General features: G+C 68.6%; 1 protein-coding gene and 1 pseudogene. Both read left to right on the forward strand.

Annotated elements, in window-relative coordinates:
• The coding region (locus tag AC1D15_RS36025; protein WP_477829858.1) for a hypothetical protein at positions 1 to 241 on the forward strand (241 nt) is incomplete at its 5' end.
• Positions 238 to 636 (forward strand): annotated as a pseudogene (locus AC1D15_RS36030) (peptidase); the annotation flags it as partial. The gene AC1D15_RS36025 and the pseudogene AC1D15_RS36030, both read left to right, overlap by 4 nt.

Raw genomic sequence — 636 nt, forward strand, 5'->3', positions numbered from 1 at the left:
GCTGGCCGGCATGCCCGGCACGCTGGTGCGCCAGGCGCGCGCGACGCTGGAGGCGCTCGAAGCCCAGCAGCACGCCGGCAGCGCGCAGATCGACCTGTTCGCGGCGCCCGCGCCGGAGGCCGAGAAGCCGGTCTCGCCCATCGAGCGGGCGCTGGCCGGCATCAACCCCGATATGCTGTCGCCGAAGGAGGCGCTCGACGCGCTCTACCGCCTGAAGAACCTGCAGGACACCCCGTCATGACCTACTGTGTGGGCATCAAGCTCGATGCCGGCCTCGTCTTCCTGTCCGACTCGCGCACCAACGCGGGCCTGGACCAGATCAGCACCTACCGCAAGATGATGGTCTACGAGAAGACCGGCGACCGCTTCATGGTGCTGCTGTCGGCGGGCAACCTGTCGATCTCGCAGTCGGTGCGCGAGATCCTGCAGGTCGAGAAGCTCGACAACGGCGACGACGAGCCGATCACCATCTGGAACGCCACCAGCATGTTCGACGCCGCCCGCGTGCTCGGCAGCGCGGTGCGCCGCGTCTACGACCAGGACGGCCCGTCGCTGAAGCAGGCCGGCGTCGACTTCAACGCCTCGATGATCCTCGGCGGCCAGATCAAGGGCGAGGCGATGCGGCTCTTCCTGGTG

Source organism: Rhizobacter sp. P2_H2, assembly GCF_056403375.1.